This window comes from Ruegeria sp. HKCCD7303, assembly GCF_013111185.1.
Classification (GTDB): domain Bacteria; phylum Pseudomonadota; class Alphaproteobacteria; order Rhodobacterales; family Rhodobacteraceae; genus Ruegeria.
The window spans coordinates 511,064-535,574 of record NZ_WVRE01000001.1 but is presented as its reverse complement, the minus strand read 5'-3'; the positions used below and the strand labels follow the sequence as shown (position 1 = coordinate 535,574).

The 24,511-nt window shown below is 56.1% G+C and carries 19 protein-coding genes and 1 tRNA gene; 11 read left to right on the top strand and 9 right to left on the bottom strand.

Annotated elements, in window-relative coordinates; all coding sequences use genetic code 11:
* Positions 1-3: 3 nt before the first annotated feature.
* The 5 genes from GS630_RS02230 (at position 4) to GS630_RS02210 (ending at position 8,428) form a co-directional block, all read left to right on the top strand.
* Positions 4-1,173 carry an FIST N-terminal domain-containing protein gene (locus tag GS630_RS02230; RefSeq protein ID WP_171177079.1) on the top strand — a complete coding sequence of 390 codons (1,170 nt, stop codon included), beginning with the start codon at positions 4-6 and terminating at the stop codon, positions 1,171-1,173.
* A 3-nt stretch (positions 1,174-1,176) separates the two neighbouring features.
* Positions 1,177-3,390, top strand: a complete 2,214-nt coding sequence (locus GS630_RS02225) for a PAS-domain containing protein (protein WP_171177077.1) — start codon at positions 1,177-1,179, stop codon at positions 3,388-3,390.
* A 97-nt stretch (positions 3,391-3,487) separates the two neighbouring features.
* Positions 3,488-5,665: a Tex family protein gene (locus GS630_RS02220; RefSeq protein ID WP_171621065.1), complete on the top strand. Its 2,178-nt coding sequence runs from the start codon at positions 3,488-3,490 to the stop codon at positions 5,663-5,665.
* 172 nt (positions 5,666-5,837) lie between these two features.
* Positions 5,838-7,235 (top strand): bifunctional enoyl-CoA hydratase/phosphate acetyltransferase, encoded by a 1,398-nt coding sequence (locus GS630_RS02215; RefSeq protein ID WP_171177073.1) that lies wholly within the window; start codon positions 5,838-5,840, stop codon positions 7,233-7,235.
* Positions 7,232-8,428 carry an acetate/propionate family kinase gene (locus tag GS630_RS02210; RefSeq protein WP_171177070.1) on the top strand — a complete coding sequence of 399 codons (1,197 nt, stop codon included), beginning with the start codon at positions 7,232-7,234 and terminating at the stop codon, positions 8,426-8,428. Before GS630_RS02215 ends, GS630_RS02210 begins: the two co-directional genes overlap by 4 nt.
* Positions 8,429-8,435: 7 nt before the next feature.
* On the opposite strand, the gene GS630_RS02205 is transcribed toward GS630_RS02210, so the two are convergent.
* The 5 genes from GS630_RS02205 to GS630_RS02185 form a co-directional block, all read right to left on the bottom strand.
* Entirely contained in the window at positions 8,436-9,203 is a 768-nt protein-coding gene (locus GS630_RS02205) for a citryl-CoA lyase (protein WP_171621064.1), read from the bottom strand.
* Entirely contained in the window at positions 9,200-10,384 is a 1,185-nt protein-coding gene (locus GS630_RS02200) for a CoA transferase (RefSeq protein ID WP_171621063.1), read from the bottom strand. Before GS630_RS02200 ends, GS630_RS02205 begins: the two co-directional genes overlap by 4 nt.
* Positions 10,377-11,888 carry a tripartite tricarboxylate transporter permease gene (locus tag GS630_RS02195; RefSeq protein WP_171177064.1) on the bottom strand — a complete coding sequence of 504 codons (1,512 nt, stop codon included), beginning with the start codon at positions 11,886-11,888 and terminating at the stop codon, positions 10,377-10,379. The genes GS630_RS02200 and GS630_RS02195 overlap by 8 nt, the downstream gene beginning before the upstream one ends.
* Position 11,889: 1 nt before the next feature.
* Entirely contained in the window at positions 11,890-12,372 is a 483-nt protein-coding gene (locus GS630_RS02190; RefSeq protein ID WP_171621062.1) for a tripartite tricarboxylate transporter TctB family protein, read from the bottom strand.
* 64 nt (positions 12,373-12,436) lie between these two features.
* Positions 12,437-13,420 (bottom strand): tripartite tricarboxylate transporter substrate binding protein, encoded by a 984-nt coding sequence (locus tag GS630_RS02185; RefSeq protein WP_171177060.1) that lies wholly within the window; start codon positions 13,418-13,420, stop codon positions 12,437-12,439.
* Positions 13,421-13,528: 108 nt separating this feature from the next.
* On the opposite strand from GS630_RS02185, the gene GS630_RS02180 reads away from it, so the two are divergent.
* Genes GS630_RS02180 through GS630_RS02170 form a run of 3 tightly spaced genes read left to right on the top strand, consistent with a single transcriptional unit; the run spans position 13,529 to position 16,540 of the window.
* On the top strand, positions 13,529-14,197 hold the full coding sequence (locus GS630_RS02180) for a response regulator transcription factor (RefSeq protein WP_171177058.1): 669 nt from the start codon (positions 13,529-13,531) through the stop codon (positions 14,195-14,197).
* Positions 14,187-15,554, top strand: coding sequence for a sensor histidine kinase (locus GS630_RS02175; protein ID WP_171177057.1), 1,368 nt, complete (start codon positions 14,187-14,189; stop codon positions 15,552-15,554). Before GS630_RS02180 ends, GS630_RS02175 begins: the two co-directional genes overlap by 11 nt.
* Positions 15,533-16,540, top strand: coding sequence for an ABC transporter substrate-binding protein (locus GS630_RS02170; RefSeq protein ID WP_171177053.1), 1,008 nt, complete (start codon positions 15,533-15,535; stop codon positions 16,538-16,540). The genes GS630_RS02175 and GS630_RS02170 overlap by 22 nt, the downstream gene beginning before the upstream one ends.
* Before the next feature lie 11 nt (positions 16,541-16,551).
* Here the strand turns inward: GS630_RS02170 and GS630_RS02165 are convergent, their stop codons facing one another.
* The 3 genes from GS630_RS02165 to GS630_RS02155 form a co-directional block, all read right to left on the bottom strand.
* Positions 16,552-17,826 carry an HlyD family type I secretion periplasmic adaptor subunit gene (locus GS630_RS02165; RefSeq protein ID WP_253282821.1) on the bottom strand — a complete coding sequence of 425 codons (1,275 nt, stop codon included), beginning with the start codon at positions 17,824-17,826 and terminating at the stop codon, positions 16,552-16,554.
* Positions 17,827-17,867: 41 nt separating this feature from the next.
* Positions 17,868-19,607, bottom strand: a complete 1,740-nt coding sequence (locus GS630_RS02160) for a type I secretion system permease/ATPase (protein WP_171177050.1) — start codon at positions 19,605-19,607, stop codon at positions 17,868-17,870.
* 233 nt (positions 19,608-19,840) lie between these two features.
* Positions 19,841-20,875 carry an AbrB family transcriptional regulator gene (locus GS630_RS02155; RefSeq protein ID WP_171238338.1) on the bottom strand — a complete coding sequence of 345 codons (1,035 nt, stop codon included), beginning with the start codon at positions 20,873-20,875 and terminating at the stop codon, positions 19,841-19,843.
* A gap of 108 nt (positions 20,876-20,983) precedes the next feature.
* Here GS630_RS02155 and GS630_RS02150 point away from each other — a divergent pair, with 108 nt between their 5' ends.
* Genes GS630_RS02150 through tcuB form a run of 3 tightly spaced genes read left to right on the top strand, consistent with a single transcriptional unit; the run spans position 20,984 to position 24,133 of the window.
* Positions 20,984-21,664, top strand: a complete 681-nt coding sequence (locus tag GS630_RS02150) for a GntR family transcriptional regulator (RefSeq protein ID WP_171177045.1) — start codon at positions 20,984-20,986, stop codon at positions 21,662-21,664.
* 11 nt (positions 21,665-21,675) lie between these two features.
* Positions 21,676-23,070: an FAD-dependent tricarballylate dehydrogenase TcuA gene (gene tcuA / locus GS630_RS02145; RefSeq protein ID WP_171621060.1), complete on the top strand. Its 1,395-nt coding sequence runs from the start codon at positions 21,676-21,678 to the stop codon at positions 23,068-23,070.
* Entirely contained in the window at positions 23,060-24,133 is a 1,074-nt protein-coding gene (gene tcuB, locus GS630_RS02140) for a tricarballylate utilization 4Fe-4S protein TcuB (protein WP_171621059.1), read from the top strand. The genes tcuA and tcuB overlap by 11 nt, the downstream gene beginning before the upstream one ends.
* A 200-nt stretch (positions 24,134-24,333) precedes the next feature.
* Here tcuB and GS630_RS02135 read toward each other — a convergent pair.
* Positions 24,334-24,418 (bottom strand) — tRNA-Leu (locus GS630_RS02135).
* Positions 24,419-24,511: the final 93 nt, after the last annotated feature.

Sequence of the window (24,511 nt, the reverse complement as noted above, 5' to 3'; positions counted from 1 at the left end):
ACGATGGACCAAGCAGTCGGGTGTGCGACAGCTCAGGCCCGTGCGCCAGGCATCGTTAAAACGGCATTTGTACATTATGACAGCACCCAGGCGGTCAAATCACTTGAACGCGATTTGGGTGATGGGCCTTTTGCGCTTGTCATTCTTTTCGTAAGCTCCAAGTCAAATGCGTCTGCCGTCATTTCCGAAGCTCAGCGTATTTTTGCGCCAACACCTGTTGTCGGCTGCACCACCGCCGGAGAGTTGGCGAATGATGGCTATTGTGAAGGCAAAATCGTCGCGATTGCCATGCCGCAAAGCCACTTTGAAGCCCGCACTGTCCTTATTTCCGATCTGAACAACATTGATGCGCAGAGCATTATTAACGAGATGATTAATAATCGTCATGCCATGATGGAGTCATCGCCTGACTGGGCGCATGAATTCACATTCCTGATGATCGACGGGTTGTCGACCAAAGAAGATGCACTGACCTCTGAACTTGCAGTTGGCTTGGGGCCGGTGCCTTTGTTTGGCGGCTCGGCCGGGGATGGAACGCGATTTGGGCAAACTTTTGTGTTGCATGAAGGTCGTGCGCTCAGCAATGCGGCCATTCTGGCTCAGGTTCGTACCCGCTGTCCGATCAAAGTGTTCAAAACCGATCACCTAGTGCCGGCCCAACGGCGCATGGTTGTCACCAAGGCTGATCCGGCAAAGCGGATTGTACAGGAGATCAACGCAGAACCAGCCGCGCGCGAATATGCGCGCATTCTTGGAAAAGACCCCGAGCAACTGACAACATTCACCTTTGCCGCCCATCCAGTGGTCGTGCAAATTGGCGGGCAGCATCACGTCCGCGCGATCCAACAGGTGGCTGGCAATGGGGATCTGGTTTTTTTCTCGGCCATTGATGAAGGTTTGGTTCTGACGCTGGCTGAACCTCGTGACATGGTCGAACATCTGCAAACAGAAATTAGTGCGCTGAACGAAAAGCACCAACCGGATACCATTTTGGGCTGTGACTGCATCCTGCGCCGGTTAGAGGCGCAGGAAAAGCAGAAGACGCGCGACATCTCGGATATTCTGGCGCGCAATCATGTGTATGGGTTTTCGACCTATGGCGAACAATACAATTCAATCCATGTGAACCAGACGCTCACCGGTGTTGCGATTTATCAGCCGGAGGATGAGTAACTCATGATCGAGCACCTGACGGACCCCTCCGACACGATAGAGCGTCAAAACGAGAAGCTACGCAAAATTGTCGAAGCTCTTATGCGGCGGGTCGAAGAGTCGACAGATGCTTCAGGAGCTGCATATGCGCAGTTCCAGCGTGCAGCTGTTTTGGAGCAAGAGGTTCGAGCCAGAACAGACGATTTGGAACGCGCACTTGAGCTGCTGAACGAGTCAAACGCAAGGCTGGCGCAGGCCAATCAGGAAACCGAGGCGGCGCGGGCCGACCTCGCCAACGCAATCGAAACGGTTCAGGAAGGCTTTGCTCTGTTCAATCGGGATGATCAACTTGTGCTGTGCAACAGCCGTTTCGGTTCACATATGCCCGACATTCAAGACCGGATGAACCCCGGGCTCGGGTTTTCGGATTATGTCGAATTACTTAGCCAGTCCAAGTTCCTGTCACTACCCGAAGGGATGACCCCGCATGATTGGGGCCAAACTCGCCTGGACCGGCACAGCGAAGATCGCGTGGTCTTTAATGTCCGGCTTGTTGGAAATCGTTGGATGCAGGTGTCCGAGCACCGCACACCAGATGGCGGCACTGTGATCCTACAGACGGATGTAACCGACATTATGCGTATCGAGCGGCAGGAGAGAGACCGCATTCTCGATGACAAAGCCCGCTTGATCCGCGCAACTTTGGAACATATCGAACAGGGTGTCTGCATATTTGACAACAAACACCGCCTGATTGGCTGGAACAATCGTGCCAGCGAATTGTTGGCTGTGCCAATCACCCAATTTCAGATGGGTACACGTTTCGACACTCTGTCCAACCGCCTCAGCGCAAACATTTCTTTCCAAAAGGGGATCACCGAACAGGACTTGTTAAATTGGGTGCGTCGCAGGACCTCGCGACGACCGCTGCAATTTCAAATGCATCGCGGGCGCTCAAAGATTCTGTCTGTTTTTGCTCAGGAAATGCCGGATCGGGGTTTTGTGATCTCTTTTACGGATGTGACGGCGGAACGCAAATCAGCCGAGGCCTTATATGAAGCAAAAGAACTGCTGGAACAGCGCGTGGCGTCACGCACGGTGGAACTTGCCGACGCGCTGAATGAGGCCGAGCGTGCCAACGCGTCGAAGTCGCGTTTTGTGGCCGCCGCCAGTCACGATCTTCTTCAGCCATTGTCAGCCGCAAAGCTGTATGTGGCGTCGCTGGGCAGCGGGTTACAAGGCGAAGATGCCCAGGCTGTTGCTGCAAAAGCGGAAAGTGCGTTGAACAGTGTTGAACACATTCTCGAGGCTTTACTGGACATATCAAAACTGGATTCAGGGCGCGCTCGTGTACACTTGTCCCCAGTTCCTCTTGGACAGCTGTTTTCTCAGATTGAGGACGCATTTCGCCCGGTTGCACAGGCTAAGGGATTGGATTTGCGCTTTGTGGGCACGAGCTCGGTTGTCACCAGTGATGCAAGTTATCTGCGGCGCATTCTACAAAACCTGTTGTCGAATGCGATCCGATACACCGAGGCAGGCAAGGTGCTGGTGGGCGTCAGGCGGCGCAAGAAAACCGTGTCGCTAGAGGTTTGGGATACTGGCATCGGCATCGCACCACATCACAGAGATACTGTTTTTCAGGAGTTTCAGCGTTTGCACTCAGACGCTAGCGCCGCAGAAGGTATGGGGTTGGGGCTTGCGATTGTTGAACGGGCCTGCGGGTTGTTGAGGCACCCGATCCATTTGCGGTCCGAGGTTGGCAAAGGTTCGGGGTTCTCGGTTGAAATTCCTCTGGCAAAGACAAGACTGCCGGTGGTGCGCGATCCCTCGGCGCGTCAAAAATCAAACTCTGTATTGCCGTGCAACACTGTCACTTTGCTGATCGAAAACGATGAGAACCTGCGCAATGCGTTGCGCATGACCATCGAGTCTTGGGGTGTTGAGGTTCTGGAAGCGGAAGGCGGAGAAGACGCAACCCGTCTACTACGAGAAATAGGTATACTGCCAGATGTCATTGTTGCCGATTACCAGCTAAATAACGATGAAACCGGGATTGATGCAATAAACGCACTGTTCCACGCGTTTGGCCCTTTGCCTGGGTGTATTATTTCGGCCAATCGGTCCGCTGACCTTGCTGACTACTGTGCGCGTGCTGATCTTCCGTTGCTCTATAAACCTATTGACGCCCAAGTGTTGCGGGCAACTTTGGAAACATCTGTCGCTGGGCGTGATTAACCGCCCCGATTTTTTGCGACCGCTTCAGGGCTGGGGTCTTTTACTTGTTGAAACGGCTGGGTAAGACACCCTTCCACAGTTGTTTCAGGAGGCTCCTTTGGACCGTATCGCCCGCACCATTGCCACCGAGATCAATGCAGGCTCCAATCAGGTCGGAGCCGCGATCAAATTGCTGGATGATGGGGCAACCGTGCCATTTGTCGCCCGCTACCGGAAAGAAGCAACAGGCGGTTTGGACGATGGCCAGTTGCGTCTGTTGTCCGAGCGGCTGACCTATCTACGAGAGCTTGAAGCGCGACGTGAAACCATCCTGAACTCGATCCGGGACCAGGGGAAGCTAACCGAAGACCTGAGCAAATCAATTGCCCGGGCCGAGACCAAGGCGCAACTGGAAGATATTTACCTGCCGTACAAGCCCAAACGGCGCACCAAGGCGATGATTGCGCGGGAAAATGGGCTTGAGTCGTTGGCCGATGCCATTTTGGCCGACCGTGATGCGGAACCGGAAACACTGGCCAAGGCTTATCTTTCCGAGGCGGTACCGACCCAGCGCGACGCGCTAAACGGGGCGCGGGATATTTTGACCGAACGGTTGACGGAAAACGCTGAACTTTTGGGCGAACTGCGGACCTTCATGCAGCGCGAGGCAATACTGACTGCAAAGGTCATCGATGGAAAGGAAAAGGAAGGCGCGAAATTTAGTGATTACTTTGACCATTCCGAGCTTTGGGCCGATGTGCCGTCGCATCGTGCGCTGGCGATGCTGCGCGCCTCGAAAGAAGGCATTGTTACGTTGGATATCGCGCCCGAACCCGAATTTGGCGCGGCGCGGGCCGAGACGATTGTCGCCGCACATCTACAAACGCGCGGGAAGGGGCCAGGAGATGCATGGCTGCGCAAGGTTGCGGGCTGGACGTGGCGTGTAAAACTGTCGTTATCGATGATGGTTGATCTCATGGCGGATCTGCGCAGCCGAGCGCAGGGCGAAGCCATTCAGGTCTTTTCGCGCAATTTGAAGGATTTGCTCTTTGCAGCGCCAGCAGGGGCCAAGGCCACTTTGGGTCTTGACCCGGGCATCCGCACCGGTGTGAAGGCGGCCGTTGTTGATGCAACCGGCAAGGTGGTGGCGACCGACACGCTTTATCCATTTCAGCCTAAGAAGGACGTGCGCGGGGCGCAGGCGACCATCCTCGATCTGATCTCGGCCCACCAGATCGAACTGATCGCCATCGGTAACGGGACCGCCAGCCGCGAAACTGAACGGTTGGTTGCAGACACACTTTCCCTGCTGCCGAAGACGGTGAAAGCGCCGACAAAGGTGGTGGTGTCCGAGGCGGGGGCTTCGGTCTACTCCGCCTCTGAACTGGCTGCGCGCGAGTTTCCTGATCTGGATGTTTCGCTGCGCGGGGCAGTGTCCATTGCCCGGCGGTTGCAGGACCCGTTGGCGGAGCTGGTTAAAATCGAGCCCAAATCCATTGGCGTCGGTCAGTATCAGCATGACGTGGATCAACACCGGCTTTCCCAGTCTCTGGATTCCGCGATTGAAGATGTGGTGAATGCAGTTGGCGTCGATCTGAATACCGCTTCTGCCCCGTTGCTGTCGCGTGTGTCGGGTCTGGGTCCGGCACAGGCAGAGGCCATCGTTACCCATCGTGATCTGAATGGGCCGTTTCAATCGCGTAAAGATCTGTTGTCCGTTGCTCGGCTGGGCCCGCGTGCATTTGAACAATGCGCCGGCTTCCTGCGCATCCGGGATGGCGCAGAGCCGCTGGACGCCTCTTCGGTTCACCCCGAAGCATATGACATCGCCCGACGTGTTGTGGCCGCTTGCGGACGCGATATTCGACGCATCATGGGCCATGACGGAGCTTTGAAAGGAATGAGGGCCGAACAGTTCGTGACAGAAGATTTCGGTCTGCCGACGGTTCGGGACATCTTTGCCGAGTTGGAAAAGCCTGGACGCGATCCTCGCCCAAGTTTCGTCACGGCCTCCTTTGCGGATGGCATCGAAGAGATCACTGACCTGAAGCCCGGGATGGTTCTGGAAGGCACCGTGACAAACGTGGCCGCCTTCGGGGCATTTGTGGATGTTGGTGTTCATCAAGATGGGCTGGTTCATGTCAGCCAGTTGGCAGATCGATTCGTCAAAGACCCGCATGAGGTTGTCAAAACCGGGCAGGTTGTGAAAGTCCGCGTTGTCGAGGTGGATGTGCCCCGAAAACGGATCGGCCTGACGATGCGAAAACAGGGCGGCGGTGGAATGAGGCGCTCTTAGTCTTCGATGTGCCTAGTTTCAGGACGCACAGACATCAAGTCGTTGCATTCTGAAGGTAGAGTGGCGTCCAAACCGGGCGGCGTTGTTGCATCGTTTTCATTGAACGCCAAACTGAGTATCAGCAAGAGAGTTCACAGCGCCGCGACACGGACCGAAACGGAATCGAAAGTTCATGCAGTATCACAACAAGCCTTATGACAAGCTTCAGGTCGGCGATACTGCCGAGCTGGTTCGTACCTGCTCTGTCGACGACTTCTATGTATTCGCGAACAATTCCGGCAATCACAATCCGCTCCATCTGGCAAGTGAAGATGGCGACGGTGATCATACCAACGAAGCGGTTGCGCCTGCCATGTTTGTGGGGGCTCTGATCTCTGCCGTCCTGGGAAACGTTCTGCCGGGCGCAGGGACGCTCTACAAGTCGCAGAACTTTAACTTTATTGAACGGGCACATGCGGGTGATGAGCTTGTGTCCAGGGTCACGGTTGCAGAAAAGCGACCGAACCGAGAAGTTGTTTTCGATACAGCTGTGACACGCCCATCCGACAGCGCAGTGATCGTTACTGGGCAAGCTGTTGTCGTTGCACCGGACAAAGAGCTGGCGTTTGCCGAACTGGAATTGCCCGGGCTTGTGGTCAAACGGCATCGGCACTTTGACGCCATGTTGGATAAGGTGCGCCCTCTGCCGCCCATGCCGACGGCGGTCGTGGCCCCTGAGGACCCGAATTCTTTGGGTGGTGCCCTGCTGGCCGCGCACGAGACGATCATTGCCCCTATTTTGATCGGTGATCCCAAGAAAATCGCCAGCGCGGCCGCCGAAATAGGCGCTACGCTCGATAAGTTTGAGATCATACCGCAGAGCGACCATTTCAGCGCAGCCAATACGGCGGTTGATCTTGTTGCTGCAGGTCGGGCCAAGGCGTTGATGAAAGGGCATCTGCACACGGATGAACTGTTGAAGGCCGCGCTGCGACGCGAGAATGGCCTGCGCGCGGGACGCCGGTTTACCCATGTGTTTGTTATGGACGTGCCAGGGCAACCCAGACCGCTATTGGTGACAGACGCGGCGATAAATATCGAACCGGACCTGGAAACCAAGATAGACATTGTCCAAAACGCGATCGATCTGGCCTTGTCTCTGGGGATCGAACAACCCAGGGCGGGCATCCTTTCCGCTATCGAGACTGTCAATCCGGCTATTCGATCTTCGGTGGATGCGGCCTTGCTGTCGAAAATGGCGGAACGCGGTCAGATCACAGGAGGGTTGGTTGATGGCCCCCTTGCCATGGACAATGCCGTCAGCCTCGCTGCTGCGCGATCTAAAGGAATAGTCTCGGACGTTGCGGGCAAAACAGATATTCTGGTGGTGCCCAATCTGGATGCCGGAAACATGATGGCCAAGCAACTGACCTATATCGCGAATGCAGAAGGGGCAGGGGTGGTGATGGGGGCCAAAGCGCCCATCATTCTGACCAGCCGAGCTGATGACGACAAGGCGCGGCTGGCGTCCTGCGCTGTAGCCGCGCTGCACGATGCATTTACTATGTCGCAAACCGGAGCACACGCATGACACATGTCGTGACATTGAACGCTGGATCGTCTTCGATGAAATTTGGTCTGTTCGAGTTGACCAATGACGATCCGATAATGGTTTGCACCGGGGCGGTTGAGCGGATTGGCGAGGGGGAGCCTTTGGTCAAAGCCAAGTCATCTGATGGCAGTGTTTTGGCCAGTGGCACGGCGGGCGAAATCCATGACCATGCCGCGGCCCTGGATTGGGTGTTGAATCTGCTGGCGCGTTCATTTCCAAACAGCGAGGTGACCGCATTTGGACATCGTGTTGTCCACGGTGGTCCGAATATCGATGCACCGCTGCCGCTGACCGAAGCCTCCATTGAAGCGCTGGACAAGCTTTCGCCCTTCGCGCCATTGCACCAACCGCACAATCTGGCCGGGGCAAAGGCGGCGATGAAACGGTTTCCGAACGCTGCCCAGATCGCCTGTTTCGACACGGCCTTTCACCGTAACCACCCGTGGGAGAACGACGTTTTTGCCCTGCCACGCGAGTATTATGAGAAGGGCGTTCGTCGATACGGTTTTCATGGCCTGAGCTATGAATACATCTCGGACCACATGGCCAAGACGGCCCCGTTGTTGCACGAAGGTCGCGTGGTTGTTGCCCATCTGGGCAACGGTGCATCAATGTGTGCAATGATCGGAGGGCGATCTGTTGGCTCGACCATGGGTTTTTCGGCTTTGGATGGGCTGCCAATGGGGTCGCGTTGCGGACAGCTTGATCCCGGTGTGGTGCTGTACTTGATGGATCAGGAGGGGTTAAGCGCCGACGAAATCTCGGACCTTCTGTTCCGCAAGTCAGGCTTGCTGGGCCTTTCGGGGTTATCGAACGACATGCGTACCTTGGAAAAGGCGGACACGCCCGAAAGCCGTCAGGCGATCAGTTACTTCACATTCCGTATTCGGCGGGAGCTCGGGGCGATGGCGGCCATTCTGGGCGGTATAGACGCCTTGGTATTCACCGGCGGGATCGGAGAAAACTCGCGACTGGTGCGCGACCGGGTGTGTTCCGGAATGGGATGGTTGGGGATCGAGCTGAACCCGGATGCGAATGCGGACAATGATCGGATCATCTCAACGGATCTGTCCCGCGTTGTGGTCATGGCGATCCCGACGAATGAAGAACTGATGATTGCCCGCGCCGCAGCGGACCTGTTGGCCGGTCGCCCACATCTGAAAACCGCGTAGCGGCGGTTCATTTCGGCTTATAGGTCCAGCGATAGGTGGGTGGTGTCGGTCCCTTGTTCCTGCCCCCTTGTTGCATCTGTTCCCATGCATGGGCCAATATACCGACGGATCGGGATAGGCAGAACAGACCGCGCGCAAGCGGGGGCGCAAAACCAAGTTCGGCGTAGATAACCGCGGTTGCGCCATCTATGTTCATTGGAACGGGCTTGCCTTTGCGCCGTGCCAATTCTGCCTCGATCGCTTGGCCAATCCGCATAAACCGTCCATCACACGCTTGATCCTTTACGGCTTGAGAAGCCATTGTCATCAGACGCGGAGCGCGCGGATCCGTTGGGGTGTGAAACCGGTGGCCAAAACCAGGCAGTATCGTTCCTTCGCTTTCAATCCAGTCGTCCAATGCCTGTTCCAAGCGACCGGGATGTTCCGCAACGAAATGGTAGAGAGTTACGGCTTGCTCACCAGCCCCGCCGTGAATGTCGCCCAACATATTTACGGCGCTTGCAATCGCGTTGTTGAGAGGTGAGCCACAAGTCACGGCCATGCGTGCAGTTGCAATCGATGGTGCCTGAGGGCCGTGGTCCACCGCCGCGACCAAAGCTGCTTCGAACAATCGGGCCTGCGCGTCCGAGGGGCGATCCCCGCGCACCATGAACCAGATCATCTCCGAGAAACTGACATTTCCGATCAGGTCCTGGATCGGCTCACCGCGCATATCGATCCGGCCGGGCTCCATGTCGATGATGGATGTCGTCCACCAATCGGAAACATCGCTCATATGACCCCCTCCTTGTTCAACGCATCAATTTCTGCGTCGGACAATCCGATTTCAGACCAGATCGCATTGTTGTCAGCTCCAAGTTCAGGTGGTGCGTTTTGTGGCATGCGCCGCGCGCCGTCCATGACAACGGGACTGCCCGCAAGCTTCATATCTTCGCGTTGAACCCGCACAGACCCGATCAGGCCACGCCCAGAAAGTTGTTCGTCTGCAAGAGCTTCGGCCACTGTCAGAACCTGCCCGGTTGGTACGCCGATGGCATTAAGTTCTCGAACCCAGTCGGTTGCGGCTCTGGTCCGCAGAGTTTGTTCCAGCGCGTCGCGCAAGGCGTGACGGTTTTGTTTGCGGTCTTCGCGGGTTGCGTAGTCGGGGTTGTTTAGCAGATCGTCCCGCCCCAGATGTCTTGTAAGGGCCTGCCACTGTTCATCTCGGTTTGCAGCGATGTTTATTGGGCTGTCGAGCGTCGCAAACGTCCCCGATGGGGCAGACGTTGTGTTTTCATTTCCATGCGCTGCGGGTGTGACGCCGCCGACTAAAAAATTCGACACGACCCAACCCATTGTGGAAACAACGGCTTCGGACATCGCAACATCCAGAAAGGTTCCACGCGGTTTCGCGTTCAACGCCGCAGACACGGCAAAGGCGGCCGTCATCCCGCCGACCGTATCTGCCAAAGGGTAGCCAACGCGGTAGGGTGCAGTGTCCGGTGCCCCGGTGATGGACATCACGCCACTGATGCCCTGAACGATCTGATCATAGGCCGGATCGTCCCGTCGCGGGCCGTCCTGACCGAACCCGGTGATGGCGCAGTAGATCAGGTTTGGATTGACCTTACGCAAGACGTCGTAGCCCAGACCAAGCCGATCCATCACACCGGGCCGGAAGTTTTCGACCAGCACATCAGCAGTTTTTACAAGCCGTTTAAGCAACGCCTTGCCTTTTGACGATTTCATGTCGAGCGTTACCGATTTCTTATCGGCGTTTTGCGCCAGAAAACTGATCCCCATGCCGGCTTTGTTTCTGTCGGGGTCAGCGCCCAGAACGCGGGCAAGGTCGCCGCCACCGGGGCGTTCGACCTTGATCACTTCAGCACCCATCAGCGCCAGTTGATAGCAGCAATACGGACCCGCAAGGACATTTGTCAGATCTAGAACCCGTATTCCTTCCAGCGGTTCAGTCACCTTCGGCGACCCCCGCGGCCCGTGCCCGTGCGCGACGTGCACGGTAGCTTGGCAGAAGCACCAGCAGCACTGCGATAACCAGCAGACCCAGCGTCATCGGACGCTCCCAGATAAATGCAATGCCGTCATAGAGCTGCATCGAACGGGCAAAGTTGTCTTCCATCATCCCACCGAGAATGAAACCGATCAGCAATGGAGCCAGCGGGTAATCGGCGAATTTCAACGCTGTGGCGCAGACACCGAAGCCAACAAGTATCAAAAGCTCAGTCGCATTGTTCTGGCCAATATAGGCCCCCATCAGAGTGAAGAACAAAATGAAGGGGATCAGATAGTTGCGTGGAACCGAGAGAACTTTGGCGATGTAAGGGATCAGCGGCAGGTTCAGCACCAGCAGAACGAGGTTGCCGATGAACATCGACATGATCACGGCCCAGAAAATCTGCGGCTCGTCCAGCATCAGACGCGGGCCGGGCGTGACGTTCAAGGCGATCAAAGCGCCAAGCAGGATCGCCGTCGTACCAGAGCCGGGAATGCCCAGCGTCAGTAGGGGCACGAATGAACCGGTACACGCGGCGTTGTTCGCTGTTTCGGGTGCGGCCAGCCCTTTGATTGACCCTTTGCCGAATTCTTCCTGCTCCTCTTTCGGCGCGATGTTGCGCTCGACCGCATAACCCAGAAAGCTGGCAATGGTTGCGCCTGCGCCGGGCAGAACGCCGATGAAGAACCCTTGAACCGATTGACGACCGACCACTGGCGCTATGGCCTTGGCCTCGGCCTTGGTGATCCGCAGGTCCTTGATTTCACCATCGTCGCCTTTCAGGTCCTTTGGTTTGAGGACTAGAAAAAGTGCTTCGGGCAAAGCGAACATGGCCATAGCAAGCGTGATGAAGCCAAAGCCTGATTGCAGATCCATAATGCCCATGGTGAAACGCGGTAGGTTGAACAACGCACCTTCGCCGACAGTGGCCATGATCAGGCCCAAAACCGTCATGATGACAGCTTTCGCCACCTGACCTGTACCTGCAAAGGCTGCAATAGCCGACAAGCCAACCACCATAAGCGCGAAATACTCGGCGGAGTGGAACAGCAAGGCCACGGAGGACAGGGCAGGGGCGAAGACCATCAAAAGGACCGCGCCCAAAGTGCCGCCCGCGAAACTTGCGATGGCCGCGATGGTCAGGGCTTTGCCCGCTTTGCCCTGTCGGGCCATTGGATAGCCGTCAAAGCTGGAGGCCACCGTGCCTGCGACCCCCGGCGCATTGAGCAGGATCGAAGAAGTTGAGCCGCCGAAGATGGCGCCATAGTAGACACCGGCCAACAGGATCAGCGCCGCTGAAGGGTCACCCATGGAAATCGCAACCGGGATCATGATCGCGATAATCGACATCGGGCCTAGGCCCGGAAGCATGCCGATGAATGTACCGATCAGACATCCTGCGATGACCATCAGCAGGTTTTGAAGTGAAAATGCCGTTTGCAGGCCGATCAGAAGTCCTTCAAGCATGTCAGCCTCCGAAAATGCCCGGCAGGGGGCGCATGTAGATGCCAAGAACTTCCTGCACCAGATACCAGACGGCACCTGTCGCGATGAAAGCGACGGGAAGCATGATATGCCACTTACGTTCACCCAGAATGAACGATCCCAGGATCAGGAAAGCCGAGGTCGAGATCAGAAACCCAACAGGGCGCAGGCAGAGGGCGTAGATCACCATCAGAGCGAGGAGCATCAGCGCCTGATCAAGATGGTAGTCACCCAACCGCCGATAATCGATATCGGCTTCTTTTGGTTCAGCCTTCTCGAAACCCAAGAGAATGATCGTGGTGGTGATGATACCCAGAATCGACAGCACTTTTGGGAAGGTGCTGGGCCAGATTGGGTTTCTCTGCATGAAAGGGGGAAGGCCGCCATCCATCGTGAACCAAGCGGCGTAGCCATATGTTAAACACACACCCAGAAGAATGAGCGCGATCCAGCGATCCAGCGCCATGAGGCCCCCTCCTTTCTTGTCGTTGGGGATGGCAGAGCGGCGGCCCGCTCTGCCGGTAGTGGTTTCAGAGGAAGCCCAGCTTTTTCATCAGATCGCCGATCTGCTGTTCCTGCTGCTCCAGGAATGACTGGAAGTCGTCGCCAGAGTTGTGGATGTTCACCCAACCGTTACGCGCACGAACCTCTTCCCATTCCGGGGTGTCGTACATCTTGGCAATCGCGGCCTGATAGGCGGCCAGCTTGTCTTCGGGCAGTCCAGGGGCTGCAAAGAAGCCACGCCAATTTACGAAGGTGGTGTCGATGCCTTGTTCCTTCATGGTCATCGCATCAGGCGCCGCATCGACGCGTTCTTCCGACGTCACGCCGATGATTTTGACTTCTCCCGCGTTCGCCAGATCAACGGCTTCTGAAAAACCGGTGGACAGCGCCGCGATCTCGCCCGACAGCAGTGCCGCCATGGCTTTACCGCCTGCATCGTAAGGGATGTATTTCACCCCAAGTGCGTCCTTACCCGCAGCTTCCATCACCATCGCGGCCACCAGATGGTCCATACCGCCGGGAACCGAACCGCCACCAATCGCAGTTCCGCCCGGATCGGCGTCAAAAGCGGCAAGCAGGTCATCCATGGAGTTGATGGGGCTGTCTTTGCCCACAACGATCGCGGCATAGTCACCGATGGTGCCCGAGACCAGAGTCAGGTCGCGGAAGTTATGCGGAAATACGCCGGTCAGTGAACGGATTACGATCGGAGTTGAGTTCACCATCAGCGTGCCGTGATTACTGTCGGCGTTTTCGATCAGATAGCCAATGGCTTTACCGCCGCCGCCACCGGACATGTTCTCGTAAGATGCCGTCCCGACCAGGCCAGCATTGGTCAGTGCTTCGCCAGTGCCACGGGCAGTGCCGTCCCAGCCGCCGCCGGCGCCACCGGGGATCAGAAAGTGGATGCTGTCCACAACCTGATGGCCATCTGCTAAAGCCGGTCCTGTCAGGCCAATTGCGGCCACAGCTGCGATCAGGGCGCGGCGGCCCAGTGTGAATGTCGTCATGATGTCCTCCCATTTGACAACCGGCCGCGTCGCGGCTCAGATTGGCGGAACAAAAACACATCAACCTGACATCAACCTGTCATGCGTCAAAAATAGTGCAAAAGCCCCATGAAGTTCCTGCTTGTTGAAGACAGTCCCGACCTTGCACGTGCGATTTGTTCCCGCATGAGGTTAGACGGGCATGTAATTGATCACGCGGCAAATTTGGATGATGCGACGGGGTTTGTGGAAACTCAGGATTATGACCTGATCCTGCTGGACATCATGCTGCCTGACGGGGATGGACGCGACTTCTTAAAACAGCATCGCGCAGGCAATCGGGACACGCCCGTCATTGTGCTGACGGCCCGCAGTCAGGTGTCGGATCGAATCGGTTCGCTGGATCTGGGGGCAGACGATTATGTCACCAAACCCTTCGATCATGCCGAGCTTGAGGCGCGTTGCCGTGCCGTTCTGCGTCGCAAATCCGGGAACGCGAAGACAAGGATCGAAGTGGGCGGTATCGTATTCGATCCACTGGCTGGCCACCTGACTGTCGGGGAACAGACCGTTTCCCTGCGAAACCGCGAACTGCGCTTGCTGGAGTTGTTCATCAACGCGCCCGGACAGGTGTTTTCCAAGCAAAAACTTACGGATCGGTTGTTTTCTTATGACGACACTGTCTCGGACAACGCGATTGAGGTCTATGTGGGTCGCTTGCGCAAGCATTTGGAGCCGTCTGAATTGAAGATCACAACACTTCGTGGTCTGGGATACAGGCTGGATCATGCCTCTTGACCCGAATGTATCAGGGTCGCTGCGGAACCGATTGGTTTTGACACTCATCGGGGGTGCTGCACTTCTTGCGTTTCTGCTTTTTGTCGCGGTCCGAAACTATGCCGCGCAGGTTGCACAACAGGGGCAGGATAATATTCTGAGCGCCTCCGTGACCTCCATACTTGATGCAGTAGCCCTGCGCGAAGGTGAGCTTGAGGTTGATATTCCATACGCCGCCTTCGCAATGCTGAGTACCCCGTCCGACGACCGGGTCTTTTATGCGATTTATCAAGACGGAGAATTTCTGTCTGGATACGAAGACCTTTTACCGTCCTCAGAGCAGTATGACGGCCGGTGGCGCTTTGAATCAAGCCAGGTTCGAGGCGAGACCATCCGTCAGGTCAGTGCCAACCGAACGTTGGTGGGGTTGGACAAGCAAACCGTCATCGAAATTGTGTTGGGGCAAACACAGGATGCGCTGGCGGAAACCCTGGATCAAATCTCACGCAATGCGGCAATCTTGGGGATAGGGTTCTTTGGCCTTGCCGCCGCTTTGTCCTTTTGGGCGACATCGTCGACCATTGGGCAGTTGAACCGGCTGACAACCTCTGTCACCCGACGAGGTCCGCAGGATCTGAGCCCATTCAGGAAACCCGTGCCCCGTGAAATGGCACCATTGGTGGCTTCGCTGAACTCATTGATGGGGCGCCTCGATCAGTCCCTGAGCCAATCCGAAGACTTTATTGCCGAGGCGGCGCACCGCGTACGAACCCCATTGGCAACAGTCAGGTCTTATGCCGATGCGACATTGCAAAGGGTAGAAAAGGAAGAAAACCGTGAAGCATTGCGTTCGATGGTGCGCGCCATTGACGAAAGCTCGCGGGCGGCAGGACAGTTGTTGGATCACGCGATGATTACGTTCCGCGCGGATCACCTTGAACGGGAAGAGATCGATCTGGTCACATTGATCCGGGATTTGGTTCAGCGTTTGACACCCATTGCTGAAATGAAAGACCTTTCGCTGTCTCTGGGCGGTGACCCTACGGTTCATTATTCGGGGGACCCGATCCTCATTCAGAATGCGGTGCGAAACATGATCGACAATGCTTTGAAATATGCACCGCCTGACAGTTCTGTTCGCATTGAAGTGACGTCGGCACCCACGGCTCAGATCCGTGTCAAAGACCGCGGGCCCGGTTTTCCGCCCAACGAAATTGACACGCTGACGCGCCGGTTCGAACGCGGCAAAAACGCAAGCGGAACCATCGGCTCCGGCTTGGGTCTGACCATCGTGCAGGATGTTGCAACAGCCCACGGCGGCGAGCTGGAATTGGCAAATCGGCAAGGGGGCGGCGCGTGCGTTACATTATCGCTCTGATTCTGGTTATCTTTCCTGTGGTTGGGTTGGCGCAAGTCTGGGAAGACAGGCAGGTTTTCAATGCAGAGGCCGGCCATACATCCCTGCGGGTGATTTCTAGCACCGACACTTTTCTTTTCGAGCCGCTAATCGCCGCGTTTCTCAAGGAAAACCCAGGTATCTCGATTGATTACATGGTGACGGGCACGGCAGATATCGACCGTGTCGTCCGCGCGGCCCCTGACGATTTTGATATCGTCATTTCCAGTGCAATGGACCTGCAACTGAAACTGGCAAATGACGGATATGGGCAGGCGATTGACAACATCCAACTACCGGCTTGGGCGCAATGGCATCAAAGTCTGTTTGCCTTTACGTTCGAACCGGCAACGATTGTGATAAATAGCGCGGCTTTTGCGGGTGGTCCCATTCCGGAAACCCGCCAACAGCTTATCGAAATACTTCGTGCGCATCCCGACGATTTTCTGGGAAGGGTAGGGACCTATGATATCCGGCAATCCGGCCTGGGTTATTTGTTTGCAACTCAGGATGCGCGCGCGTCCGAGACCTATTGGCGCCTGATGGAGGTCATGGGCGGGTTGGATGTTCGCTTGTATTGTTGTTCAGCCGATATGATTGACGATCTTGTCAGCGGAGAGATTGCTGTAGCGTACAACGTACTCGGCAGTTACGCTTCAGCACGGGCGGGCAGCAAGGATGTTCTGGAAATCATCCGACCGTCAGATTTCCAAACCACCATGATGCGAACTGCGTTGATTCTAAAAGGCACGCCTGAGGTCGAGGCGGCTTCGTCTTTTGTTCGTCACCTCGTGGAAAGCCAGTCAGACAGAGGCCGTGGCGCTTTTTCACTGCCGCCTCTGGCACCGTATGATACAGAGACCGAGCGTGAAACGATTGGCTTGGACCCCGCTCTGCTTACTTTTTTGGACAGATTGAAGCGCCGCAGATTTTTGGCGGAATGGGAAAGCGCAGTGATCCAGAATTAGCGGCGCCTGCCTTATTCGCGGAAGGCGCGATTGAAATAGTCAGCCATTGGTTTGACCAGATAAGACAGCGGTGTACGCTCGTCGGTTTTAATCAGCGCTTCTACCGGCATGCCGGGCAAAAGCTCTTGCCCGTTCAACCGGTCAATCTGCCCGTCGTTCAGCTCAACTTCGGCGCGATAGAACGTAAACCCTGATTGTTCGTCGGTGAACGTATCAGCAGAGACGTTGTATACTTGCCCGTCCAGTTCAGGTGTTTCTCGCTGGTTAAATGCGGGGAACCGCAAAGCCACTGGCTGACCAACATGCAACTGATCAACATGGATTGCGTCCACTCGGGCTGCCACCAGCAAAGGTGTGTCCTGAGGCACAATATACATCATCGGTTCCCCCGGCTGCACGACCGACTGCAACGCAAAAACCTGACTTCCGTACACTCTTCCGGTAACTGGGGCGCGAATGTCCAGACGGGTCAGGCGCTCGGACAAGGACAGCCTGCGTTCAGACAGCTCGGCAACCTGTGCCTGGACGTCCCGCAAGGTGGTGATCGCCTCTTCCCGCCGGGTTGCGGTCAGTTCGACAATCTGTATTTCGGTCGAGGCGATCTGCCCTCGAAGTCGTGCGACAGCGGCCTCCAGGCGGCCAATCTCACCGTTCAGGCTGGCTTCTTCCCGTTGGAGCGCAAGTACACGGCTGGTTTGTGTCAGTCCGCGGTTCAACAGGCTTTGCTGATCTTCCAGTTCATCTTCGATCAATTCGACCTGGCGCCGCAAAGAGACCAGTTGGGCCTGCGTGCCTTCGATCTCGCTTTCGATTTGAACAACTTGTTTGCGCAGTTGTTCATCCTGACGGGACAGCGTTTCCAGTCTGGCCTCGAAAAGGTTCTGCTGCCCGGCAATCAGGTCAGCCCCAATGCCGTATTCTTTCTGAACCTCGGTGAGCTGGGTTGTCAGTTCCGCAGGTGTCAGGCCATCCCGCTCTGCCTCTAACCTGGCGCGCCGGACTAAAAGTTCGAACAGTTGCGCCTCGACAATAGTTTGTTCGGACGAAAGGAAGGTATCGTCCAGACGCAGCAGCATGTCGCCTGAAGACACCACATCCCCGTCGCGTACGAAAATTTCTCCGACCACGCCGCCGTCAGGGTGTTCGACGACCTGCCGATTGCTTTGCACTTCGATCACCCCCGAGGACACAATAGCACCGGCCAGGCGCGTCTTGACCGCCCAATAGCCCAATCCGCCCACCAATAGGAACAGCGCAAGAAATCCGACCAGCGCAGGAATTTTCATGCTCCAGACCTGTTCTGGTTTTTTCGTTGGTTTCTTCGCCATCATTCACCTACAGGGCTGAGCTTACGCTTGATCGCGCCTGCGTTCTGCACCATCGCGTTCAGGACTTCGTCTCGGCTGCCGAACTTTACTACCTGGCCCTTTTCAACAACGGCCAGATCATCGCATTCTGAAATGGCCTGCGGTCTGTGCGTCATGATGATTGTTGACTTGCCTGCGGCTTTCAGGCCGCGGACCGCCGTGTTCAATGCATCGGTTCCATCTGCGTCCAGTGCCGAGTTCGGCTCATCCAAAATCAGAAGGACGGGATTTCCATATAGCGCTCGTGCCAGAGCGATCCGCTGTTTCTGTCCCCCGGACAATTGGCTGTCATTGCCTTCCAGAAAGGTGCCGTAACCTTTTTCCAGAGACAGAATCAACTCATGCGCGTTGGCTTTCTTGGCTGCTGCTACAACCGCCTCGGAATCCGGGTTCTCGGACATTCTGGCAATGTTTTCAGCAACCGTTCCGTTAAACAGGGTCACCTGCTGCGGCAAGTAACCGATATGGCTGCCCAGATCGTTTGGGTCGTATTGATCCAGTGTTGCACCGCCCAACCTGATTTCACCGGCGGCAGGTCGCCAAAGCCCCAGCAATGCCTTTGCCAGTGTTGTCTTTCCTGATCCGCTTTTCCCGATGACACCCAAGGCTTTGCCGGGTTCCAGCTTCAGGTTTACGTTTCGTAATGTCGGAGTTGAAGCCCCCGGAGGTATCACCGTCAGGGATTTTGCTTCGAGTTGCGCCTTCGGCACGGGAAGACGAATGCGCTTTTCTTCTGGCGGAGTATGATCCAAAAACCTGTTCAATGAGACCCAAGCCGTTCGGGCGCGTTCCACAACATTCCACTGGCCTACAGCTTGTTCGACAGGCGCCAGGGCGCGGCCAAGCAGGATCGATCCCGCAATCATCGCGCCGGGAGTCATTTCGTTTTGCAGCACCAACCATGCGCCCAAGGCCAGCATGGCTGATTGAAGAAACAGCCGTAACGATTTGGTAAGTGACGTAAAACTTCCAGTCCAGTCGCTTGCTGCGACAGACTGCGTCAAGGCATCGGATCGCTGCTTCAGCCACCGCTTTGTGACGTCTGCCTGCATCCCTTGCGAACGTACTACTTCTGCCGCTTGTCTGGCGTGCTCGGAAAAGGCATTGGCCCGCGCAGTTGCGGACTGGGCCTCGGCAACTTTCCTGCTGGTCATCGCCTGATTGAGCAGGGCGATTGCCACAAGCACCACACCGCTGCCCACGGCCAGCCATCCAAGCAGTGGGTGAAACAGGAAAATCGCGCCTAAAAAGACCGGCGTCCACGGAAGGTCCATGACTGCCAGAAGAACCGGGGACGAGCATAGGTTTCGAATGGATTCCAGATCGCGCAAAGCGGTTGCAGGGGCAGAGCGCACCTGAGGAACAAGGGACCGACGCATAGTGGCTTCGAACACACGCTCGTCCAGTTGGGATTGGAACCGTGCGCCAAACCGCGCAACGATACGGCCACGAGCAAAGTCGAGCATCGCCATAAGCGCGTAAAGCATGGCGACGAGCAAAAACAGAGCGGTCAAAGTCTCGACCGCGCGCGAGCCCAAAACCCGGTCATATACCTGCAACATGAACAGGGGACCCGTTAGCATCAGCAAATTAACGAAGATGCTGAACAGGAACGCCAGCGCTAAAAAAGCGATGCCTTGGTTCCGCACATTGCGCAGTTCGTGGCGCTGAGGCGCAGATAGGCGGTGTTCAGATTTCACTGTTTTTGATCCTAATCATTCCAGGAAGCATCGCCGCATTAAAAAAATAGTTCAGCCTTGCCAAGTTTGCACATGTTTTTTTGAGCAAGAAACCGCAAACAACACGTTAAGAACAGCGTCATTTAGCCATGGGTTCAAATTTACGCCAGGTAGACCAGCACTGCGATGGGATTTGAGTCCAGAACGAATTGACCCCTATCTCGCAAATCCCGGGTCAAAGCTGTTCCGCGCGATCAATCTCGGTTCTGTGTCCCTTTCAAAATGAGATTGGCGGCGATTGGTGCGCCGATGATGACCAAAACGATCCTTGTCAGATGGTGAGTGATCACAAAGCCCAGATCGGCGCCCGATACAATAGCCAGAACCGTCATCTCGGCCTGCCCGCCGGGGGCGAATGCCAGAAACGCTTCGACAGGGTGCCCAAGACCTAAAGTTGTGACTAAGGCGGTGAACACCGCTGCAAGGACGGCAAGCACAATGACATACGTGAAACCCGCGGCCACGACACGGCGAAGTTCGGTCCATGTTACCCCCACAAATTTCACACCGATCGCACAGCCAATAAAAAATTGCGCAGCTAAAATGGCCTCACGTGGCGGCCTGGTGTGGATGAAGTCTCCAAGGGACAGCGCTGCCGTCAGGATCATTGGCCCCAAGATCGATGCCCCGAACAGGCCGATGCGCTCGCCGCCCTTCCAACCGATAACAGCGGCGACCAACATAAGTGCCAATTCGTGTATCGGGAGGTCCCGCGCAGGCTGGCCTATGGGATTGGTTAAGTCCGCGTCGTAGAAAACTGTCAGGAATACTGGGGCTAGGGTGACGATGATCAAAACGCGCGTTCCATGTATCAGCGACAAAGTGCGCGGGTTGGCCCCTGCTTCAGTGCCGAAAATGATCATGTCTTGAAGCCCACCCGGCATTGCCGCGTAAAACGCGGTTTTTGGGTCAAAACCCCAGACTTTGCGGAAAAACGGCACACCGACCATCGCGATTAACAGGATAAAGAATGGAACCAACAGAATCGAAGAGGCCATTTTGGGCAGTTGCACAAACAAGTCAGGTGTAATCGATGCCCCGACCGCAACGCCTAGTATGGTACGCGCTGCAACCGAGACCTGCCCAAACCCTTCCATGGGGGCATGAGCCAGAGCAGCAATCAGACACGCGCTCATAGGGCCAAACAAGAAGGGCAGCGGCAAGTTCAATGCCCAAAATACACTGGTGCCCAGAACCGCCAGGCCGAACGTCAGTGCCCGTTTGGTCATCAAAGAGGGTGAATTCAAGAGGGTGGGCACAATGGAGGTTCCGGCGTCGTTGACTCAGTGTGTATCCAAATGTATACACATGGACGCAAGTAAGCAAGTGAGCCTGTGATGACGATTCAAGACGCCTCCTTCCAGCCTGGTCCACAAGGCAATTCTGCGTACCAGCGCCTGCTGGACGAGATTCGCGGGGGCACTCTTTTGCCCGGCAATCGCCTGCGCGAGATTGAATTGTCTGAACGGCTTGGTGTCAGCCGCACCCCGGTGCGCGAGGCGATCCGGCAATTGGAGGCTGACGGGCTGGTCACACATGTTCCGCGGCAGGGCGCGACAGTGCGCAGTCTGGACTACGCCGAAGTCATGGAGCTTTACGAAATGCGCGCAGTGCTGGAGGGCACTGCCGCCCGGCTGGCGGCCCGCGCGGCGTCGGACATCGAACTGGATGAATTAGGCATATTGAATGACCGGCTTGCCGAGGCGGGCACAGGTCCTGACGCGGCTCAGATCAACAGGGTTTTCCATGCCACGCTTCTGGATGCCGCCAAAAACCGGTTTCTGGCCAAATCCATGCTGTCACTGCAAAAGGCTTTGCTGATCCTTGGCCCTTCGCAATTGTTGGACAGCGACCGTGCCGACGCGGCAGTGGCGGAGCATCGGCGTATCATGGCCGCTCTGAAGGCCCGCGATGGCGCGGCGGCTGAAACGGAAATGCGCGCACACATTCAGGCCGCGCAACGGATGCGAATCCGTGCGTTACAGGAACGCGACCGCACAACCGATGAAATTCAATAGGCAGTCAGAATATGGCTACCCAAAAGAAAGCTTACGATATTGCTGTCATTGGCGGTGGAAACGCCGCCTTGTGTGCCGCGATGACGGCCGCCGAGGCGGGTGCCCGCGTATTGATCCTTGAGACCGCTCCAAAACCATATCGCGGAGGGAACTCGCGCCATACCCGGAACTTTCGGTGTATGCATGCTGGGCCGTTAGGCCCTTTGGTCGATGCGTACGGCGAAGATGAATACCTATCAGACCTGATGAAGGTCACCGACGGGAAAACAGATGAGCATCTTGCCCGCTTGGCCATACGCACGTCCGAGGAATGTCTGCCATGGATGGAACAGCGCGGGGTTCGCTTTCAACCGTCTCTGTCCGGGACACTTTCATTGGCGCGAACAAACGCATTCTTTATGGGCGGCGGAAAGTCTCTGGTGAATGCGTACTACAGGACAGCGGCGGGTCCGGGCGTCGATGTGCTGTATGAGGCCGCTGTGACGCATTTGGAGCTGAATGGTGATCAGATCGAATGGGTGGATTACACCTGCGAAGGCCAGTCTCACCGCATCGCACCGAAAGCAGTCATAGTCGCCTCGGGCGGGTTTCAGGCTGACACGGATTGGCTAACCCGCGCATGGGGGGAACCCGCGAAAAATTTTTTGATCCGTGGTACTCCGTATAACCGGGGCGTAGTTCTGGCTGACCTTCTGGATCAAGGCGTCGAGAGCGTCGGCGATCCTACGCAGTGCCACGCCGTGGCCATTGACGGGCGTGCGCCGAAATTCGATGGGGGCATTGTCACGCGGCTGGACTGTGTGCCTTTTTCCATCGTCGTGAACAAGAAAGCCGAGCGGTTTTATGACGAGGGCGAAGACGTATGGCCCAAGCGCTATGCAATCTGGGGCCGATTGGTGGCGGCGCAGCAGGATCAGGTTGGTTACGTCATCATTGATGCAAAATCGCTGAACCTGTTCATGCCGTCGGTTTTCCCGCCTCTGAAGACGGATACATTGGAAGAACTGGCCGGAATGATGGGTCTTCCGGCAGACAAGCTGTCAGAAACGGTCGCCGCGTTCAACGCGGCCTGTGGCGACACCAGTGGCTTTCATCCTACCGAATTGGATGGCGTGGCGACCTCGGGATTGAAACCACCTAAAACCAACTGGGCGCGCCCGATTACCGAACCGCCTTTTTATGGCTACTCGCTGCGCACCGGTGTGACCTTCACATATCTGGGGCTGAAGGTTGACGATACGGCCCAGTGTTCGACACCGGACGGCAAGATCAAAAACCTCTGGGCAGCAGGCGAGACCATGGCCGGATCGATTTTGGGGCAGGGGTACCTGGCTGGGTTTGGCATGACCATCGGAACCGTCTTTGGACGCATCGCAGGACGTGAGGCCGCTGCTTATGCAAATTGATCTGATACAAGAAGCCCGCCGTCAGGCCGAGGTTTGCAACGCCTGCCGGTATTGCGAAGGCTACTGCTCGGTCTTTCCATCGCTTCATGCTCAACGCGCATTCTCGGACGGCGATATCACGCAACTGGCCAACCTGTGCCATAACTGTCGGGGCTGTTATTATGCCTGTCAGTATACGGCACCGCACGAGTTTGACCTGAACCTGCCCAAGGCTCTGGCAGAGGTGCGCCGGGACAGCTGGGAAAGCTTCGCTTGGCCGCAACCTCTGGCCCAGCGGTTTCACACCCAAGGAGGTGCCATAGCTTTGGCACTGGTGATAGGGTTTGCTTTCATGTTCTTGGCTATTCGCGCGATCAGGTCTGACGGGGGGCAGGGGTTCTACGCCGTATTGTCACACAATGCGATGGTCGCAATCTTTGCGCCGGCGTTCCTACTGCCTCTTATTGGTGTCGTCGTCGGTCTGAATCGCTATTGGCGTACGGTTGGGGGTAAACCGATAAAGTGGGCAGACCTAAAAGTTGCCTTAAAACGTGCGGGCAAAATGCAGGATCTAGCTGCTGGGCACGGTGAAGGCTGCAACTTTGAGGACGAAGACCGATTTAGCCAAGCTCGTCGTCACGTGCATCACACGATCATGTACGGATTTCTGCTGTGCTTCGCCTCGACTTCATTAGCGACGGTTATGCACTACGGTTTCGGAATGCACGCGCCATACGGCTTTTGGTCCTTGCCTAAACTATTTGGGGTCACTGGTGGCGTTCTGCTGACAATAGGTTGCTGTGCTATGGCGCTTCTCAAACAAAAGTCAGACCGCGATCTTGGTGATCCTTCGGCATGGGGAGGCGATATCGGCTTTATCCTGTTGCTGGGTTTTGTCGGTCTGAGTGGGCTTGTCCTGTACGCAATGGGGTCAACCCAGATGATGCCGGCACTTCTGGCGGTTCATCTCGGATCGGTGCTGACGTTTTTTCTGCTCATGCCTTTTGCCAAGATGGCACATGGGTTCTATCGCCTTGCGGCCCTAATTCGGGATGCACAGAGGAAACGGGTTGCAAGCGTGTAAGCAGTATCCTCTCGCGAATCTAAAACTCTTGGGTGTGGTGAGCCTTCCGTTCTAAAGTTTTATTCTGAACTCAGGCGAGGGTCGCGTTGCCTGTCTTATCATCTTCCGTGCAACATGCTGTTTTAATAGAAAGATTGCACTTTGGGTGTGAACCCACCCTTGAATGTATATACGTGGTATAATCATGATTATGTTAAATTTGGTGCGGGTGGAGGGACTTGAACCCCCACGCCTTGCGGCGCCAGAACCTAAATCTGGTGCGTCTACCAATTTCGCCACACCCGCAACCATGCGCTTCAGCGCCGTACTGCTGCGCTCTTAACAAAGCTTGATGCCGAGTGCGAGAGGTAAAATTTACGAAACAGCAAGTTTGTTCAC

Coding starts and splice junctions, on each gene's coding strand:
- GS630_RS02165 (WP_253282821.1), bottom strand. CDS start 17,826: ATGAAAATTCCTGCGCTGGTCGGATTTCTTGCGCTGTTCCTATTGGTG.
- GS630_RS02210 (WP_171177070.1), top strand. CDS start 7,232: ATGACACATGTCGTGACATTGAACGCTGGATCGTCTTCGATGAAATTT.
- GS630_RS02205 (WP_171621064.1), bottom strand. CDS start 9,203: ATGAGCGATGTTTCCGATTGGTGGACGACATCCATCATCGACATGGAG.
- GS630_RS02155 (WP_171238338.1), bottom strand. CDS start 20,875: ATGACCAAACGGGCACTGACGTTCGGCCTGGCGGTTCTGGGCACCAGT.
- GS630_RS02195 (WP_171177064.1), bottom strand. CDS start 11,888: ATGCTTGAAGGACTTCTGATCGGCCTGCAAACGGCATTTTCACTTCAA.
- GS630_RS02175 (WP_171177057.1), top strand. CDS start 14,187: ATGCCTCTTGACCCGAATGTATCAGGGTCGCTGCGGAACCGATTGGTT.
- tcuB (WP_171621059.1), top strand. CDS start 23,060: ATGCAAATTGATCTGATACAAGAAGCCCGCCGTCAGGCCGAGGTTTGC.
- GS630_RS02190 (WP_171621062.1), bottom strand. CDS start 12,372: ATGGCGCTGGATCGCTGGATCGCGCTCATTCTTCTGGGTGTGTGTTTA.
- GS630_RS02230 (WP_171177079.1), top strand. CDS start 4: ATGGACCAAGCAGTCGGGTGTGCGACAGCTCAGGCCCGTGCGCCAGGC.
- GS630_RS02150 (WP_171177045.1), top strand. CDS start 20,984: ATGACGATTCAAGACGCCTCCTTCCAGCCTGGTCCACAAGGCAATTCT.
- GS630_RS02185 (WP_171177060.1), bottom strand. CDS start 13,420: ATGACGACATTCACACTGGGCCGCCGCGCCCTGATCGCAGCTGTGGCC.
- GS630_RS02215 (WP_171177073.1), top strand. CDS start 5,838: ATGCAGTATCACAACAAGCCTTATGACAAGCTTCAGGTCGGCGATACT.
- GS630_RS02180 (WP_171177058.1), top strand. CDS start 13,529: ATGAAGTTCCTGCTTGTTGAAGACAGTCCCGACCTTGCACGTGCGATT.
- GS630_RS02225 (WP_171177077.1), top strand. CDS start 1,177: ATGATCGAGCACCTGACGGACCCCTCCGACACGATAGAGCGTCAAAAC.
- tcuA (WP_171621060.1), top strand. CDS start 21,676: ATGGCTACCCAAAAGAAAGCTTACGATATTGCTGTCATTGGCGGTGGA.